The 16,431-nt window shown below is 69.8% G+C and carries 14 protein-coding genes; 5 read left to right on the top strand and 9 right to left on the bottom strand.

The annotated features are described in order from the left end of the window. Positions 1-52: 52 nt before the first annotated feature. The 3 genes from ACYVD1_RS07215 to ACYVD1_RS07205 are packed head-to-tail and all read left to right on the top strand — an operon-like array spanning position 53 to position 2,730. On the top strand, positions 53-1,039 hold the full coding sequence (locus tag ACYVD1_RS07215; RefSeq protein ID WP_460769437.1) for a tyrosine-type recombinase/integrase: 987 nt from the start codon (positions 53-55) through the stop codon (positions 1,037-1,039). Between the two features lie 46 nt (positions 1,040-1,085). After that, a complete protein-coding gene (locus ACYVD1_RS07210; protein WP_460769370.1) occupies positions 1,086-1,907 on the top strand; it encodes an exodeoxyribonuclease III in 822 nt (273 codons plus the stop codon). A gap of 10 nt (positions 1,908-1,917) precedes the next feature. Continuing rightward, positions 1,918-2,730: an alpha/beta fold hydrolase gene (locus ACYVD1_RS07205; RefSeq protein ID WP_460769366.1), complete on the top strand. Its 813-nt coding sequence runs from the start codon at positions 1,918-1,920 to the stop codon at positions 2,728-2,730. Positions 2,731-2,796: 66 nt separating this feature from the next. On the opposite strand, the gene ACYVD1_RS07200 is transcribed toward ACYVD1_RS07205, so the two are convergent. The 3 genes from ACYVD1_RS07200 to ACYVD1_RS07190 all read right to left on the bottom strand — a co-directional run bounded on the left by ACYVD1_RS07200 (position 2,797) and on the right by ACYVD1_RS07190 (position 5,559). Further along, positions 2,797-3,552: a class I SAM-dependent methyltransferase gene (locus ACYVD1_RS07200; protein WP_460769363.1), complete on the bottom strand. Its 756-nt coding sequence runs from the start codon at positions 3,550-3,552 to the stop codon at positions 2,797-2,799. Between the two features lie 94 nt (positions 3,553-3,646). After that, on the bottom strand, positions 3,647-4,300 hold the full coding sequence (locus tag ACYVD1_RS07195; RefSeq protein ID WP_460769360.1) for a response regulator: 654 nt from the start codon (positions 4,298-4,300) through the stop codon (positions 3,647-3,649). Further along, positions 4,297-5,559, bottom strand: coding sequence for a sensor histidine kinase (locus tag ACYVD1_RS07190; RefSeq protein ID WP_460769358.1), 1,263 nt, complete (start codon positions 5,557-5,559; stop codon positions 4,297-4,299). Before ACYVD1_RS07190 ends, ACYVD1_RS07195 begins: the two co-directional genes overlap by 4 nt. 341 nt (positions 5,560-5,900) lie before the next feature. Between ACYVD1_RS07190 and ACYVD1_RS07185 the strand changes: the two genes are divergently transcribed. Further along, entirely contained in the window at positions 5,901-7,343 is a 1,443-nt protein-coding gene (locus ACYVD1_RS07185; protein ID WP_460769435.1) for an amino acid permease, read from the top strand. A gap of 109 nt (positions 7,344-7,452) precedes the next feature. Here ACYVD1_RS07185 and ACYVD1_RS07180 read toward each other — a convergent pair whose 3' ends face one another. Beyond that, positions 7,453-7,851 (bottom strand): ankyrin repeat domain-containing protein, encoded by a 399-nt coding sequence (locus tag ACYVD1_RS07180; RefSeq protein ID WP_460761540.1) that lies wholly within the window; start codon positions 7,849-7,851, stop codon positions 7,453-7,455. 151 nt (positions 7,852-8,002) lie between these two features. Here ACYVD1_RS07180 and ACYVD1_RS07175 point away from each other — a divergent pair, with 151 nt between their 5' ends. Continuing rightward, positions 8,003-8,539, top strand: coding sequence for a hypothetical protein (locus ACYVD1_RS07175; protein WP_460769356.1), 537 nt, complete (start codon positions 8,003-8,005; stop codon positions 8,537-8,539). Between the two features lie 18 nt (positions 8,540-8,557). Here the strand turns inward: ACYVD1_RS07175 and ACYVD1_RS07170 are convergent, their stop codons facing one another. From ACYVD1_RS07170 to ACYVD1_RS07150, 5 genes are all read right to left on the bottom strand, one after another. Next, positions 8,558-10,108 (bottom strand): hypothetical protein, encoded by a 1,551-nt coding sequence (locus ACYVD1_RS07170; RefSeq protein ID WP_460769354.1) that lies wholly within the window; start codon positions 10,106-10,108, stop codon positions 8,558-8,560. 133 nt (positions 10,109-10,241) lie between these two features. Continuing rightward, positions 10,242-11,489, bottom strand: a complete 1,248-nt coding sequence (locus tag ACYVD1_RS07165; RefSeq protein WP_460769351.1) for a site-specific integrase — start codon at positions 11,487-11,489, stop codon at positions 10,242-10,244. A gap of 50 nt (positions 11,490-11,539) precedes the next feature. Then, on the bottom strand, positions 11,540-12,073 hold the full coding sequence (locus ACYVD1_RS07160) for a hypothetical protein (protein WP_460769349.1): 534 nt from the start codon (positions 12,071-12,073) through the stop codon (positions 11,540-11,542). A gap of 10 nt (positions 12,074-12,083) precedes the next feature. Continuing rightward, positions 12,084-12,407, bottom strand: coding sequence for a hypothetical protein (locus ACYVD1_RS07155; protein WP_460769347.1), 324 nt, complete (start codon positions 12,405-12,407; stop codon positions 12,084-12,086). A gap of 195 nt (positions 12,408-12,602) precedes the next feature. Further along, on the bottom strand, positions 12,603-16,184 hold the full coding sequence (locus ACYVD1_RS07150; RefSeq protein ID WP_460769345.1) for a TM0106 family RecB-like putative nuclease: 3,582 nt from the start codon (positions 16,182-16,184) through the stop codon (positions 12,603-12,605). Positions 16,185-16,431 lie beyond the last annotated feature (247 nt).

Here is a 16,431-nt window from a genome sequence, read left to right as displayed (position 1 = left end):
TTGTGGGGGTGTGGTGCGCGTGGGCGGTGTGGGGATCGGCAATGCTGGGGGCATGAGTGGCGATGTGTTGTCGGCGGAGCAGGCGATCGAGCGGTATTTGGTGGCCCGGAGGGCGGCCAAGCCCTCGCCGCACACGGTGGCGGCCTACCGGCGGGACCTGGTGGGTGTGCTGGGATGTGCGGGGCGTGCTGTGGGGTGTGAGCCCGCGGATGTGGGGTTGGCGGACTTGGGTGCGGGGCTGTTGCGGGAGGCGTTCGCGGAGTTCGCTGAGGAGCGCGCGGCGTCGAGCGTGCTGCGGGCGTGGTCGACGTGGAACGGGTTTTTCGCGTTCTGGGTGTCGGAGCAGGTGGTGGCTGGTAATCCGATGTCGGCGGTGCCCAGGCCCAAGGTGCGGCCTTCGGGGCCCAAGCCGTTGATGGGTGAGGAGACGCCGGAGCGGTTGCTGGAGGCGTTGGCGCGGGGTGCGCGGCGGGCCCGCGACCCGTGGCCGGAGCGGGACCTGGCGGTGTTGGCGTTGGCGTTGCTGACGGGTATGCGGTCGGCGGAGATGTTGTCTCTTCGGGTGGAGTCGCTGGGCGGGCGGCCTGGTGAGCGGCGGATCCGTGTGGTGGGCAAGGGCGGTGGTGAGCGGGTCCTGCCGATCGAGGTGCCGTTGGAGGCGTTGCTGGAGGCGTATTTGGAGTCGCGGCGGGTACGGTTCGGTGTGGTGCGCGGCTCGGAGGCGTTGTTGGTGGACAACCGGGGTGCGGGGCTGCGGCGGGGTGGGCTGCAGTATCTGGTCAAGCAGTGTTACCGGCATGCCGGGGTGCATGACCGGGTGGCGCGGGGCACGTTGGTGCACGCGCTGCGGCATACGTTCGCTACGCGGTTGGCTGAGGACGGGGCGTCGGTCACCGAGATCATGCATTTGCTGGGTCATGCGTCGGTGACGTCGTCGCAGGCCTATATCGCGGTGACGGCGCGGGCGCAGCGGGAGGCGGCCGGGTCGAACCGTACCTATGGGGTGCTTCGGCGGTTGGCGGAGTCTGAGGAGGGGTGAGGACGCGGAGGTTGGCGGGCCGGTGGAGGTGGTTACGCTGAGGGGCGTGAACCAGTCGACTTTTGTTGTGTCCAGCGTCAACGTCAATGGCCTGCGGGCTGCCGCGAAGAAGGATCCGGGGTTCGTGTCCTGGTTGGCGGACACGGATGCGGACGTGGTGTGTGTGCAGGAGTCGCGGGCCGAAGCTGAGCAGCTGCCCGCGAAGGTGATCTCGCCCGAGGGGTGGCATGTGCAGTTGTGCCCGGCGGCGGCGAAGGGCCGTGCGGGTGTGGCGCTGTATTCGCGGGTCGAGCCCGATGCGGTCCGTGTGGGGTTCGGTGCGGCCGAGTTCGATGATGCGGGCCGGTATGTGGAGGCCGATTTCGGGGATGTGACGGTGGCGAGCCTGTATCTGCCTTCGGGTGAGGTGGGTACGCCGCGTCAGGAGGAGAAGGAGCGTTTCATGGAGGCGTTCCTGCCGTACCTGGTCAAGCGCCGTGCGCAGGTCGAGGAGCAGGGTCGCGGTCTGGTGGTGTGCGGTGATTGGAACATCGCGCACACCGAGGCGGACCTGAAGAACTGGCGGGGCAACAAGAAGAACTCGGGTTTCCTGCCTGAGGAGCGTGCGTGGTTGTCGCGGGTCTTCGACGAGGCGGGGTATGTGGATGTGGTGCGTGCCCAGTTCCCTGACCAGGAGGGACCGTATTCGTGGTGGTCCTACCGTGGTCGGGCTTTCGACAATGACACCGGGTGGCGCATTGACTATCAGGTGGTGACGCCGGGGTTGGCGGCGCGGGTGGAGTCGGCCCGGGTCGAGCGTTACGCCAGTCGTGAGGAGCGTTGGTCGGATCATGCGCCGGTGACGGTGGCGTATCGGGTTGCGGAGTAGGGGGCGGAACATGGGTGTGCCGATCGTGTTGGCACATGGGTTGCGGTCGTCGTCGAGTATGTGGCGGCCGCAGGTGGAGTTCTTGGAGGCCCAGGGGCGCACGGTGGTGGCGCCCGACCTTCCGGCCCACGGGTCGCGTCGGGGTGAGGACTTCTCGGTGGGGCGTGCGGTCGACACGCTGTTGAACGCCATCGACTCGGTGGGTGGCCGTGCTCTGCTGGTGGGGTTGAGCATGGGCGGGTTCGTGTCGATGGCGGCGGCGGGTGCGGCACCGGGGCGGGTCGCGGGTCTGGTGGCGGCCAGTTGCACGGCTCAGCCGGCGCAGTCTTTGGCGCAGGTGTACCGCATTCCGTCGGTGTTGATGGACCGGTTGCCGGACAAGGGTGCGACCATCAACGAGCGGTTCCACCGATTGACGTTGCGTGACGGTGCGGCTGACGCGGTGGTCGATGGCGGATTGGCCGTGGAGGCGGCCACGGCGGTCATCGATGAGCTCTCGCGGATTGACGCGCTGTCGGCGCTGTCGGCCTATGGGGGGCCGGTGTGGTTGATCAACGGGGCACGGGACCACTTCCGTATTCATGAGAAGCAGTTCTTCGATGCCTGCGCGGAGGGGCGGTTGGTGAACGTGCCGCGGGCCGGGCACATGGTGAGTCTGGACCAGCCGGTGAATTTCGCGCGGATCGTCTCCGACGCCGCCGATGCGGTCTCTGCGCGGGAGGGACGGTCGATGCTGGAGCCGGGTGGGTCGGGTTCGGAGTCGGTGGAGGCTGGGGTCTCGGATGTGGAGCCGGAGGTGGGTTCGGACTCTGAGGGGGTGTGATCCGGGCTCTCATGTTGTGGGGGCGGTGGGCCGTGGTGGCCCGTCGCCCCCTCTTTGTGTGGGGGGTTAGGGCGTGTTCGGGGTGGGGACGGCTTGGCCGGGGCGGGGGCGTTCGGGCAGGTGGAAGAAGATCATGGGGTTGTGGGGTGAGTCGCGTATGGGTGTGTGGAGGCCGAGTTCGGTTTTGAGTTCGGTCAGGGCTTGGTGGTGGTGGGGTGCGCGGGCGGCGGAGGCAGTGAAGTAGTCGGTGGTGTTTTTGGTGAGCCAGGTGAGGACGGCGACGCCTTCGGTGAAGGGCAGGGCGTAGCGGTGGTGGAAGACGTCGTGGACGCTGACGGGGATGTGGGCGGGCAGCGTGGGCAGTAGGTGGTGGATGTACCAGCGGGCGAACCAGCCGTTGTGGGCGGCGTCGATGAAGAGGTAGTCGGTGGTGGTGGGGATGTGGGTGATCTTGGCGCGGACGTCGCCTTTGGTGAAGGTCCAGCGGTCGGTGGTCAGGTCTGGGGGCAGGTGGGTGGTGGCGTGGTCGACGATGTCGAAGGAGTGCAGGTGGCCGGTGCCGTTGTCGCGGAGTGCGGACAGGATCCAGGCGGTGGACCAGCCGTAGTAGGTGCCGATTTCGACGACGTTGGTGGGTTGGTGGTGGCGTAGGAGCAGGTAGGTGATTTCTGCTTCGAGGTCGTCGAGTTGGGGGGTCATGGCGGGGTCGGCGTTGGTGAGGTGGTGGCGTTGTTGGTCGCGTACACGGGCCAGGTCGTCTCGGTGGGTGCGGTAGAGGGTGGTGATGAGGTCGAGGTCGATGGTGGGTGTGGTGGTGGACATGGTCTTCCCCCGGGTCGAGCTGCGGCCACGTTGGTCACTGAAAGTAACAGTGTGGTTGTTGTGGGTTGGTGTTTTGGTGGGTGTGTCGTGGGTTTCAGGTGGGGGTGCCGGGGCGGATGAGGCCGGAGTCGTAGGCGGCGATGACGGCTTGGGTGCGGTCGCGTACGCCGAGTTTGGTGAGGATGTTGGACACGTGGGTTTTGACGGTTTGGACGCCCAGGTGCAGGTGGTGGGCGATTTCGTTGTTGGTGAGTCCTTGGGCCATCAGGGTGAGGGTTTGGGCTTCGCGTTCGGTGAGGGTGGCGACGGCTTGGGCGGCGGGTGTGGGCTGTGCGGGCTGGGTGGCGGCCAGGGCCCGTAGGGCGGTGGGGAACAGCAGGGTGTCGCCGCGGTGGACGAGGCGGATGGCGGCCAGGATGTCCTCGGGCGGGGTGCGTTTGAGGAGGAAGCCGTGCGCGCCGGCGCGCAGGGCGCCCCAGACGTAGTCGTCGTTGTCGAAGGTGGTGACGACGATGACGCGTGGCGGTTGGGGTGTGCGTTGGAGGGTGCGGGTGGCTTGGATGCCGTCCAGTCCGGGCATGCGCACGTCCATGAGGATGAGGTCGGGGCGGGTGCGGCGGATGAGGTCGGGCACGTCGGCGCCGTCGGCTGCTTGGCCGGTGACCTCCATGTCGGGTTCGGCGTCGATGAGGGCGGCCAGGCCGGCGCGGATGAGGGCTTCGTCATCGACGAGATTGATGCCGATCATGTGTCTTTCCAGGTCAGGTGGAGTGTGAGGTGGAAGTGGGTGGTGGTGGGTGTGGTGGTCAGGGTGCCACCGATGAGGTGGGCGCGTTCGCGCATGCCGGTGAGGCCGCGTCCGCCGGTGCGGGTGCGGGTGCGGGGTGTGCGTGGGGTGCGGGGTGGGAGGGGGTTGGTGACGGTGAGGGTGAGTTCGCCGGGTGTGGTGGTCAGGGTGAGGGTGAGGGGTTGGTGGGGTGCGTGGCGGAGGGCGTTGGTGAGGGCTTCTTGGGCGATGCGGTAGGTCTCGCGGGAGTGGAGGGCGGGTACGCGGGTGGGGTCGCCGTGGAGGTGGCAGGTGAGGTCGGTGCCGGTGTGTTGGGTGGCTTCGGCCAGGTGGGTGAGGTGGGTGAGGTCGGGTGGGGGTGTGTGTGGGGTGGTGGTGTCTTCGCGTAGGACGCCGAGGGCGTGGTCGAGGTCGGCGGTGGCGGTGCGTGCGGTGTCGGCGATGTGGGTGAGGGCTTGGCGGGCGAAGTCGGGGTTGGTGTTGATCAGGCGGGCGGCGGTGGCGGATTGGAGGGTGATGACGGAGAGGGCGTGGCCGATGGAGTCGTGGAGTTCGCGGGCCAGGCGGTTGCGTTCGGCGAGGGTGTGGGCGTGGGCGTGGGCGGCGGCGAGGCGGTCGGTTGGGGTGGGGCCGAGGAGGTGGGGTGCGGCTTTGGCGAGGAGGTGGCCGGTGAGGGCGATGGTGTAGATGAGGGCTAGGACCCAGGTCAGGGCGAGTGGGGGTCCCCAGAGGGGGTGGGTGAGGGTTCCGTAGCCGAAGAGGGTGAGGGGGCCTTGGGCGATGGGGTGGGGTTGTGTGGTCAGGGGGGCGATGGCCAGGAGTGCGGCTTCGGTGAGGGCGGTCATGGTGGCCAGGCAGGTGGCCATGCCGGTGGTGAGGTGGAGGTGGAGCCAGGCGATGGGGCGCCAGCGGCTGGTGGTGGGTGTGGTGTCGAGGTGGGTGAGGAGGGCGCGGGCGAGGTGGTGTTGGCCGGTGCGGGTGGCGGGGATGAGTGCGGTGGCGGTGATGAGGGTGGTGGTGATGAGTGCGGTGAGTAGGTAGAGGGTGGGTGTGGGGGTTGGGGCGTCGGTGGTGGGGTTGGTGCTGGTGAGCAGGGTGGCGAGGACGAGGGCGGCCATGAGGTAGGGCATCAGGAGTGCGCCGCCGATGATCAGGTAGGCCCAGCGTCGGTGGGTGTGGGTGCTGATCAGGGGGTGGAGTGGGGCGGTGAGCGGGCGCATGGGTGGATCGTGGCATGGGTGGGTGGGTGTGCGCCTCCCTCTGGGGTGGGAGGGCGTGGCGGGGTGATGGGTTGGTCACGTTGGGGATGGTGTGGGGGTGGGGTGGTGTTGTAGGGGTCGTGGTTCTCGTATGGGGTGTGGTGGGTGGTTGTCGCCCCCGGGCGAGGGTTGTGGTCTGGCGCGCATTTCTGGTTTTGGGGTCTCTTGGTGGGGCCTGGTGAGAAGTGTGATGAACCTTTCGTCCTATGGTGGGGCATGTGACACGAAGTGAAACGTCGACCGATGAGTCGGCACAAACAGACAACGGGTCGGGGCTGGCACACTCGCTGCGCCGCCGGCACATGGCACTGATCGCTATCGGCGGATCGGTGGGCGCTGGGCTGTTCATCGGCTCGGGCGCGGTGATCCAGACCGCGGGACCCGCGGCGGTTCTCTCCTACGCGTTGGCTGGAGCCCTGGTCTTTCTGACCTTGCGGGCTCTGGGTGAGATGGTCGTGTCGGTTCCGGCCGGGGGGTCCTTCTCGGACTATGCCCGGTTGGCTTTCGGGCCGCGGGCCGGGTTCACCATCGGGTGGGTCTACTGGTGGATGTATGCGGTTCTGGTGGCGGCTGAGTCCGTGGCCGGTGCTGCGATCCTGAGCCAGTGGGTGGACGTGCCGGGGTGGGCGCTGGCGTTAGTGGTCTTGTTGGCCATGACGGTGGCCAATCTGATCTCGGTGCGCGTGTTCGCTGAGACCGAGTCCGTGTTCTCTCTGATCAAGGTCGCCACGATTGTGGCGTTCCTGTTGGTGGGCGGGCTTTACGCCTTCGGGTTGTGGAGTGGTGCGGACGGGTCGTCGGTGACCAACTTGTGGGAGCTGGGCGGGTTCGCGCCCAACGGCTGGGTCGCGGTGCTGGGTGCGACCGTGGTGGTGCTGTTCGCCTTTGGCGGGGTGGAGATCATCACGATCGCTGCCGGTGAGAGCGCTGAGCCGGACCGTAACGTGGCTTCGGCCATCACCAATGTGCTGTGGCGGATCGGCCTGTTCTACGTGGCTTCCATTGTGGTGGTGGTCATGGTGGTGCCGTGGAATTCCACTGAGTTGGACCGGAGCCCCTTCGTGGTGGTGATGGAGACGGTGGGGATTCCCGGGGCGGCGCTGATCATGGAGATCGTGGTGCTGATCGCCGTGTTGAGTGTGCTCAATGCAGCGATGTACACGTCCTCGCGGATGTTGTTCATGCTGACCCGTCAGGGGGATGCGCCGCGGGTGCTGCGCGGGACCAACCGGCGCGGTGTGCCGGTGCGGGCGATCCTGTTGGGCACGGTGGTGGGTTATGCCGCTGTGGTGGCCGATTACCTGTTCCCGGGTCAGGTGTTCCCGTTCCTGGTGGCTTCCATCGGTGCGATTTTGCTGGTGCTGTTCTTGACGATCTGTGCTTCGCAGCTGGTGGTGGGTGCTCGGGTGCGGCGCAACGCCCCGGAGCGGTTGTCGCTGCGTATGTGGGGTTTCCCGTATCTGACGTGGGTGACTCTGCTGGGGTTGGTGTCGATCTTCGTGGCTATGGCTACGCTGGCCGAGCACCGTCAGGCCCTGTGGGCGACCGTGACGGCGGTGTTGGTGGCGGTGTTGGCCTATGAGGCGCGTCGCCGGTGGGGCCGGGTCGAGCCCAGCCGTTTGGTGTTGGGTGTGCAGGGGCGTGCGGGCCCTGAGGAGTTGGAGCGCATCGCGGGGTCCGGTTCGGGTGCCGGGGTGCGGGCTGAGGGGCGGGGCGGCGGTTCGTCGCCCGCTCCCCCGGTCTGAGCACCGGGTCTTGAGTTTGCCTCGTCCAGACTGATTCCGATGCCGTGGCGTCGCCCTGTGTGGGGCGGCGCCACGCCTGTGTGCGGGGTGGTGGCCGCTGGTGTCGGAGCTAGTTGTGGAAGAGGTGCAGGTAGTGGCGCTGGTCGAAGAGCTGGGCGGTCTGGCGTGCGGTGGGGGTGCCCGTGTCGGGGTCGGCGCCGCGGCGGGTCAGGAGTTCTACGACTGGGGCGTGGTCTTTGAAGACGGCTCCGGCCAGGGGTGATTGGCCGCGGTCGTTGAGGCGGTCGGGGTCGGCTCCCTGGTCGATGAGCAGGGCGACGGTGTCGGTGTGGCCGTGGTAGGCGGCCAGCATCAGTAGGGTGTCGCCTTTGTCGTTGGTCAGGTTGGCCGGGATCCCGGCCTCCAGGTAGGGGGCCAGGGCGTGGGTGTGGCCTGCGCGGGCGTGGCCGAACAGGCGGGTGGCGAGCTCGATGACGTGGGGGTCGTGTGCTGGGTCTTCGTGGCTCACGGGGTCAGCCTAGTGGGGTGTGCGGGCTTGGTGTGGTCTTTGGTGTGGGTGTGGCGCACCCTGGTGTCCGAGATGGCCGTATTGAGGTTTAGGTGCCGAACTTGGCTATTGTCGCTAAGGTGCTGCTCAACCCCTGAGAGGAGTCACCCTCGTGCGACATTTCGTCGGCTTCCTGTCGGGCCTGATCCTGGGCCCGGTCCTGCTCCTGGTGACCGGCTGGGCGTTCGCTCACCTGCGGGGCCTGCACGCGGACGGTCTGAGTGCCCTACAGGGCACCGGGCCCGTGGCGCTGGCCGGAATGATGGCTGTGGGCCTTCTGATCGCTCTGGTCGCGGTTCCCCCGCGCCTGACCCCCATGCTGCCCTTCACCACCGCCTTGGTCCTGATCGGACTGACCGTCACCGCGCTGCTGCGCATGCACCTGCTGGAGCGCCTGCCCACCGTGCCCGGCACCGAGAGCGCCCTGGTGCTGTTGCCGTTGGGTGTGTTTGTACCGATGGCGTTGGTGCTGTGCGCTCCCCTGTTCGTGGGCGGGCGCTGGGTCCGTCGGGAGGAGGTGGCGTCCACTGAGGAGGACGAGTACTTCGACGGCCTCTACGACGGGGACGATGACGATGGCCGTCCCCGTCGCACCGCCACCCGGGCGGAGCCGGTCCCGGCCCACCACGAGCCGCGTCACCGCCTCTGAGAGGCGGGACGACCAGCCCTAGCGCCAGGTGGGGCCCCAGCCCGAGCTCTTGGAGACCCCGCGCGGCAGCGGCGGCAGGCCCGTGGGGTTGGCGTCGCTGGGGCCCTGGTCCTTGGCGGGGGCGCTGGACTGCGCCGTGGCCGGGGGCTCCGTCGCGGACTCGGCCCCGGGATCAGGGCCGCCCCGGGGTTCGGGGGCGGCTTCGTCGTGGGGCGCAGAGTCCTGTGGCCCCGGATCGGGCTGGGCCTGCGCTCGGGGTGCGGGCTCTGCGTCCCTTGCGCGTTCGGCGGAAACCGGCACGGGTTCCGGTGCCGGCTCGGAGCGCGGTGGGTCGGTGGCCACGGGCCTTGCCCCGGCCGACACCTCGGGCTCGGCCTCGGGGCGGGCTCCAGGGTGGACGGCGGGTTGGGCCGGGGGCATGAAACCGCGCACGCGCTGGGCCTCGGCGCGTTCGTCGTCGGCGTGCAGCACCACCGGTTCGGGCAGTGGCGGGTGGTCCTCGGAGTCCTCTTCGGGGATGGCGGGTTCGGCCGGGGCCACCCGCTTCCACCACAGGTCGGCCTCCTCTTCGGTGAGCTCGGACTCCACCTCCAGCCAGCCTCGCACGTGCGGGTGGCGCCGTCCGGCGTTCCAGGAGCGCGGGTAGGGCTGCTCGTCCAGGACCAGTACGTGCTCGCCGTCGATGGTGGGGATCTCGGCGGGCAGGCCCTCGTTCCACACCCAGGTGCCGTCGTGGGCGACCAGGTTCCACCAGCCCCACACGGTCTGGGCGGCCGGGTCGACGGGGCCGTCGCGGAAGGAGGCGGTCCAGCGCGGGTCGGGCGGGTCGCCCGGCAGTCCTTGGCGCTGGGGGCCGATCAGGGCGTCGGCGAGCAGGGTGTGGAGTTGGAAGTTGTCGCCGATGCCGTCGAAGAGCACGCGGAAGGCGCGGGTGGAGTGGCGGTCCATGACCAGGGCGGAGGTGGCCTCGGCCATGCGCAGCAGGGTGCGGACCTCGTCGAACTCGGCGAGTCGGTCGCTGAGCTGGTTGGCGATGGCCACGATCTGGGCGTGCAGGGAGGGGTCGCGGCGGATGTGGGTGCGCACGCTCGATTCGCTGAGCATGGTCTTGGCGGCCAGGCCGTGGCGGCGGATGGTCCACCAGCACATGGTGGCGGCGGGGGCGTTGGGGCCCAGGTCGGCGGCTACGCGTGCTTCGGCGTCGGCGGTGACGGTGTCGGGGTCGGGTGGTGCGCCGCCGCCGGTGCGTTCCCAGGCGCGCAGGAAGACGATGGCGCCGTTGCCCATGGTGCGTAGTCGGTGCAGGATTTCGATGCCGGCGGGGCCGGGGTCGGTGCCCATTTCGACGAGGGCGCCGGCGACCACGGACAGGTCGGCGATGATGCCGGGGGCGGCGTGGTCTCCGGAGAGCAAGGGGGTGAGGGCCTCCAGGGCGAGTTCGCGCTCGGAGGTGGGGATCTGGGAGGCCAGGAGGTAGACCTTGTGGACGGCTGGTGGGAACTGTTGGGGGTCGGTGGCGACGGAGGCGTCGATCAGTTCTTGGAATGCTGCGCGAAACTCGTCGACCATGGGTCCGTCCCCTTTCTCACGCAACCAACCTAATGTCTCATCAGGGAAGGATCGCACGTTAACGGGCTGTATATGGTGTTACTGATGGGTTTGTTGATGATTCGATATGGGGGTGTGGCCTTTAAGGTGCGGGTCAAAGGCCCAGGCGGGTGACCGCGTTGTCCTCCAGCGGGTTGGCGGTGCGGATGTAGTCGTGGACGGTGCCGGGGTTGGTCCAGCGGCCCTGGCGCATGATCTCGCGGTCGGTGGCCCCGCCCAGGGCGGCCTGGGTGGCGAAGCCGGCGCGCAGGGAGTGGCCGCCGAAGTCGTCGGGGTCGAACCCGGCCCGCTGGGCGTAGCGTTTGACCACGTCGCCCACGGCGCGGGTGGACATGGGGCGCGCGGCCAGGCGGCCGTGGCGGTCCACCCCGGGCAGCAGGGGCCGCTCGGAGCCGTCGGCCAGTTCCAGGCGCTTCAGGCGCTGGCAGGAGTGCGCGGTCTCGGGCGGGGTGGCGGGCAGGGACCGCAGGTGTTCGCGGACCGCGGGGTCTGCCCCGTCGCGGTGCACCCGCATCAGGTCCGACCAGTCGGCCAGGGCACACACCGGGCAGGTGAGGCGGTGGCGCCCGCGGGGCAGGGCCACCTGCTGGTGGCCGCGGCCCTCCTGGTCGGTCTTGGTGGCGCCCAGGGAGACCACGAGGGTGGGGGCGCCGGTGGCCGGGTCGGTGCGCAGCGCCAGGTCGTCGAAGGTGAGCGCGGCCAGTTCGGAGCGGCGCAGCGCACCGGCGAAACCGGTCAGCAACAGCACGGTGTCGCGTCGGCGCGCCACTCCCCCGGGGTGGCCTTCGGCGGGGCGTACCGCGAGCAGGGCCTCCAAGGTGGCCAGAACGACGGGGGTCTTGCGGCGCGGTCGGGCCTTGCGGGTGCGGCGGATGCCGCGCAGGGTCATGCGCACCACCTCGGCGCGGGTGGGTGAGTCCAGGCCGTGGGCGCCGTGGACGGCGGCGATGGCCGCGGCGCGGCGTTCCAGGGTGGCGGGGGCCAGCGCCCAGGTGGTGCCGTCGTCGGTGCGGGTGTGGGCGCAGGCGGCCAGGTAGACGGCCACGTCAACGGGGTCGGCGGGCAGGCTGGTGCGGCCCTCGGCCAGGCACCAGGCACCGAAGGAGGTCCAGTCCGCGCGGTAGGCGCGCAGGGTGGCCGGTGCTTGGGCGTTGGTCAGGAACTGGCCCAGCATCTGGGCCTGTTCGGTGTCGAAGCGCTCACGGACCCGTTCCAAGGCGCGGGTGTCCACGAGTACGCCGTGGTCCAGGCGTTGTAGTCGGGTGCGCACGGTCTCGGGCAGGGTGATCTCTGCCCGGGGCGCGGGTTCGTCGGCGGGGTCGGTGGCGTTCAAGGTGTCCATTGTGGCCGGGGTCGGGTCCCGGTGGTGGGAGGTGGGGCGGGCGGGTGTTCTCAGCCCAGCAGGTGGGCGGTGAGTGCCCCCCACAGGTCGGCTGGGGGCATGGCGAGCAGGAGCAGGCCCACGGACAGGGCCAGGGCGACGCTGAAGGCTATGGCGGCCATCTTGCGGCGCAGGATGAGGGCGGTCACGGCGCCGATGGCGGGCACGCCCCAGGCCATGATGAGCAGCCAGATCAGGGTGTTGCCGATGGTGCGCACGGCCTGCTCGGCGATGTCGGCGGCTTGGGCGGGGTCGGCCAGGGCCGGGTCGGTGGTGGCTTCGAAGGCGTCCAGGCCGGCGAAGAGCAGCGCGGCCAGGGCCAGCGGGCTGCCCAGGGCCCACACCGCCCACAGGATGACCCACAGCACGGTGATGCGCCGGTCGGGCGGGCCGTGGACCGTGACCGGGGTGCGGCTGATGGGGCGTTTCTCCGGGGTTTGGCCCGGATCGACCCTGCCCTGGTCGGGGTTGTCGGGCTGCTGGTCGGGCCCCTGTTGGTCGGATCCCTGTTGGGGCTTGCGGCGGTTGCGTTTCTTCGGTGACACGCCCGGGAGCCTACCCGGCCAGTTGGGTGAGGTGGATGACCACCACGAACACGACGGGCCAGGCCAGTAGCACCAGAGACCACAGGGCGGCCTTGCGGTCGCCGGCCACGGTGGCCACGGCCGCGGCCAGGAAGGGGATGCCCACCGCGGCGCCGAAGGCCAGGGTGAACCATTCGGCGGCCGAGCCGGCTCGCGAGTCGGCGTCGATCCCCATCATGTAGCCGAAGGGGCCCAGGACCAGGGCGAACAGGGCCAGGATGCAGATGACGACACGGATGCCGGTGGGGTGGCGTGTGTTGCGTCCACCGCCGCGTGTAGAGGGACGTTCAGACACGGGGGCCGTGGTGCCTTTCGAGAACGGGTGGCGGGCCAGGGCTTCAGGCACACCGTCGGGCGCTGGGAGGCGGACCTGCGGGGCACGCCCCTGCCCACCCGGCGGGCGCCTGGGCGCCGACGGCCGAGCATGGTGTGCTCCCTAAAACGTACTCCACCTGGGAGGTGTCCGAAACCCAGGGTGGGGCGTGGCCGGTCAGGGGGCGGTCCAGGGGTGGGCGCAGGAGACCAGACCGGTGAAGGCCGCCAGCAGGCGCAGTTCGTCGACGCTGCGGGGCGCGGTGGTGAGCAGGTCGGGTGAGTGCACCACCAGAGCCAGGAGTTGGGCGCGTGAGAGCGCGACGTTGAGGCGGTTGCGGTCCAGGACGAAGGAGGGTCCGCGGCTGGTCTCGGCGGCGTTGGAGGTGGTCATGGAGCAGATGACGGCGGCGGCTTCTTGTCCTTGGAAGCGGTCGACGGTGCCCACGCGCACACCCTCCAGGGCCGGGGTGGTGTGGGTGGCTTCGGCCAGGGCCTGGCGCAGGGCGCGCACTTGGAGGTTGTAGGGGGCCACCACCAGGATGTCGTCGCCGGTCAGGGGGCGTGGGCCCGTGTCGGGGTCGGCGGTCAGGTGTTGGGTGACCAGGGTGCGGGCGGCCTCGACGACCGCGGTGACCTCTTCGGGGCTGTGGGTGGTGCGGCCCCGGTGGGTGACGGGGTGGGCGTACACGCCCGGTGCGGGCCCGGTCAGGGTGCGGTCGGTCGTGGACGGGTGGGCGTGCAGGCGGTTCTGGTAGGAGAGCGCGGAGACGGGCGCGCACACGGCGGGGTGCATGCGGCGGGTCTGGTCCAGGAAGTAGCCCAGGGTGGGGTCGATGATGTGCTCGCCCGCCATGAGGTGTTGCAGGGCTGAGGCGTCGGCGCCTTCGCCGTGGGTGCCTTGGACGACCTGGGGCAGTTGTTGGGGGTCGCCCAGCAGGACGAGGTTGTGGGCGGCGGCGGAGACCGCGAGGGTGTCGGCCAGGGCGAACTGTCCGGCCTCGTCGATGATGAGTACGTCCAGGGGGTCGGCGACCATGGCGGCGTTGGCCATGGCCCAGGCGGTGCCGCCGATGAGCACCGAGCGTCCTTCGGTGGTGCGTTTGGTGCGCCAGGTGGCCAGGGCCTGGGCGGTGGTGGGCTGTTCCCAGGGAAGGTCGGGGTCTGCGGTGTCTTTGCCGCGGCCTTTGGCGCGTTTGGCGGCGGCCAGGTCCACCCCGGCTTCGTTGGTGGCGCGCACGGCCGAGGACATGACGTTCTCTACGGCTTTGTGGCTGGTGGAGCACACGCCCACGCTGCGGCCCTGTGCGGCCAGGTGGGTGATGAGTTGGGCGGCCAGGTAGGTCTTTCCGGCTCCGGGTGGGCCTTGGACGGCCAGGTAGGAGTCGTCGAGCCGGTCCACGGCGGCGATGGTGGCGGCGATGAGGTCGCCGTCGAAGGCGGCGGGGTCCGGGAGGGGTCCGCCGCCCTTGAGTCGGGGCGGTAGGCGGCGCAGGACGTCGGTTCCGCACTGGTGGGGCCAGGTGGGCAGCGCTTGCACGCTCTGGCGGGCGACCTGTTCCAGGGCGCCGTCCTTGGGTTGGGGGTTGACCGGTGCTCCGGGCAGGACGGCCACGGGAGGGCGGGTGTAGGTGGCGTCGACGTCGCAGGTTTCGGTGAGGGTGAGCTGGTCGGGTCGGGTGTGGGTGAGGGTGGCGTCGGTGGTGGTGGCTTGTTGGCCGGGTGCGCCGGGGTAGAGGAGCTTGACTTGTTGGTTGGGGGTGAAGGGGTGGGGGTGGGAGGTGTCCAGGCGCATGGACAGTTCACGGCGGGCCTTCTTCTGGCGGCCGGTGGGTTCGATCCACTCGCCGGTGTGGATCTGCCAGGGCACGGCGCAGTCGGTGTCGGACTCCAGGTCTTGCAGGGGTGCGCCGGTGCGGCGGTAGTGCTCGCGCCAGGGCGGTAGGGCTTCGCGCTGGTAGTAGCCGACCAGGGCGGCCAGGGCGGCGCGGGGGTGGTCGTCTTCGGTGCGTTCTTCGGCCTGGTCGGGGACGTGTTCGAGGAGGGGGTCGGTCAGGGCGGTGTGGCGGGCGGCTTTTTCGGCGCGTTTGCGGGCGCGTTCGGCCTCGGCTTCGGTGAGTTCGAACTGGACCAGGGGGCGGTCGGTGATGCCTTGGGTGGTGCGGTGTTCTTCGAGCCAGTCGCGCAGGCGGGCGGTGGAGTGGCAGTCGTCGCGGTTGTAGCGGGCGATGCCGTCCAGGATCTTGTCGGCTTCGGCGCTGTCGTGGGCTTCGTGGGCGGCCAGGTAGGCGGCGTAGGCGTCGATGCTGGAGGTGGCGGTGGTGACCTGGCCGGCGCGGGTGGTGTCCAGGTAGAGGGGTTCGAGGTACTTGATGGAGTAGGAGCGCTGGGACACGCGCAGGCTCTTGCGGACCACGGTGTAGAGGTCGATGAGGCGGCCCTCGCGCAGGAGGCGGTTGACTTCCTCCTCGCGGGTGGCGAATTCGGAGCTGAGGTGTTTGAGGCGGTCCACTTCGTAGGAGGCGTAGTGGTAGATGTGGGCGCCGTCGTCGGTGTCGATGCGTGCGGTGGCGAAGTCGACGAAGTCTTCGAGGGCTTTTTTCTCTTGGGTGCGGTCGTGGGCCCAGAAGGCGTGGAAGGTTTCGGTGCCGTCGGTGTCTTCGGTGGTGGCGCCGAAGAGGTATTCGAGGCCGCGGCCGCCCTGGCGTGAGTGGTAGGGGTAGCCCTCCATGTCGAAGAAGACGTCGCCGGGGCTGGGTGGGGGCAGGGTGGTCAGGCCGTCGGGGGCGAACACTTCGGCGGTGACCTCGCCTTGGGGGTTGGCCGGGGTGCGGGTGGTGTCCTGGCGGACTTGGAGGGCGGCTTGGGCGCGCAGTTGGTCGAAGGAGCGGCGGGGCAGGGTGGTGGGGCGGTCGTGGTCGTGGGCGTGGGCCAGGGCGTCGATGGTGGTCAGGCCGGCGTCGGTGAGTTTGGCGGCCTGGTCGGTGCGCAGCCCCGCGACCAGGGACAGGTGGCGGGCGGCGGTGCGGCCTTGGGAGCACCAGGTGTTGTAGCCGCAGCCCTCGCAGGCGGGTCGGGGTTGGCCCCAGGTGGGGGTGGGCAGGGCGGGCTCTTGGGCCAGGTGGTCGATGAGGCGGTGGGTGAGGGTGGTCAGGATGGGGGTGAACTCGGCGGTGGGCAGGGTGTGGGTGTGCTGGTCGCCGGTGAGCAGGTGCATGTGGTGGGGGGTGCGCCCGTCCAGGATGGCGACGGCGTGGGCGTAGGCGGTGAGTTGGACGATGGCTGAGGGGCCGGGGCGGCGGGCGAGTTTGGTGTCCCAGGGTTCGTAGGCCCAGTCGGTGGGTGCGTCTTGGCGTTTGTGGCCGGTGGTGGGGTCCAGGTCGGAGCGGATGAGGAAGTCGGCGCGTCCGTGGAAGGCCACGCCCTGGGCTAGGGGGTGGTGGAAGGAGGCCTGGTAGATGACGGGGACCCCGGTGGCCATGGCTTCGGCGGTGGTGCGGGCGGCTTCGGCCAGGGAGTGGTCGTCGGGTTTGGGGGCGTCGATGTGGGCGATGTCGTCGAACAGGGTGCTTAGGCGTTCGAGTTCGGCCTGTTCGTGGACGTGGCCGTGGTGGGCGACGAGGGGGTCGATGTCCTCGGGTCGGGGTGCGCCGGGCAGGTGGGCGGCCAGCGCTGTTTTGAGAGCGCTGCGGTGGCCGCACTCCAGTGTGTCGACGAGGTCGGTGGGTGAGACGACCCAGCCGGTGGTGGTGCGGAACAACGCCCGGACTCCCCTTGGTGTTGGTTGAGTTGGTGGGGATTGTGCCACGGCATGGTGGCGTGTGGGGCCGCACACGCGGCAGGGGCGGGGGTGGTGTGTGCGGTGCCTGGTGGGGATTGTACGCGGGCCCGGGTGGAGTGTGCGGGGTGTTCGCGCAGGCCAGCGGGGCGCCCCGGGCGGCGGTTCCTTATGGACGCCTGTGTTCCGGGCCCGGGTCCGGGAACGAGGACGCGCCCCGAACCGTGTG

This window comes from Nocardiopsis nanhaiensis (assembly GCF_054778635.1).
The sequence above is the reverse complement of the archived record's forward strand: the minus strand, read 5'-3'. Positions and strand labels throughout refer to the sequence as shown.